The following is a 611-nucleotide window of genomic DNA, read 5'->3' as shown; positions in this document are numbered from 1 at the left end:
GGTTCCCCGAAAAGCCTGCTGTTCTTCAGTGAAAGAAAAGTCCACGCATTGATCCTTTCAAGATCGTTTAATCATTCAAGACCCTTGCCGTAGGAGCGCAGCGAATAAAGTCGCTTGCGGCGCAGACAACCTGACGCTGGAATCGCGCCGCAAGCGACGCTCCTACGGAAAACCCCGTCACTTCAAATTAATGCTCATGTTTGGCCCGGCTGCCGCCGGAATATCAGAATCGAACCAGCGGCTGGTGACGGTCTTGGTTTCCGTATAGAAACGCACACCCTGCTTGCCATAGGCGTGCTGGTCACCGTAGAACGAGCCTTTCCAGCCAGTGAAACTAAAGAACGGCAGCGGCACCGGGATCGGTACATTGATACCCACCTGCCCCACTTCCACTTCGTGCTGATATTTACGTGCGGCGGCACCGCTGGCGGTAAAGATGGAGGTGCCGTTGCCGTAGGGGCTGTTGTTGACCAGTTCCAGTGCTTCTTCCAGTGAGTCCACGCAGACGCAGCACAATACCGGCCCGAAAATTTCTTCCTGGTAAATCGCCATGTTGGCAGTCACATCGGTGAACAGGGTCGGCCCAACCCAGTTGCCCTCCGGCAGCCCCT

The 611-nt window shown here is 55.8% G+C and carries 1 protein-coding gene; it reads right to left on the bottom strand.

Features of this window, described 5'->3' with window-relative positions; translation table 11 throughout:
• Positions 1-177: 177 nt before the first annotated feature.
• On the bottom strand, positions 178-611 hold a 434-nt coding region (locus A3754_RS25805), incomplete at its 5' end, for an aldehyde dehydrogenase family protein (RefSeq protein ID WP_156497245.1).

The organism is Alcanivorax sp. HI0083, from assembly GCF_001635175.1.
This window is presented reverse-complemented; position numbering and strand designations above follow the sequence as displayed.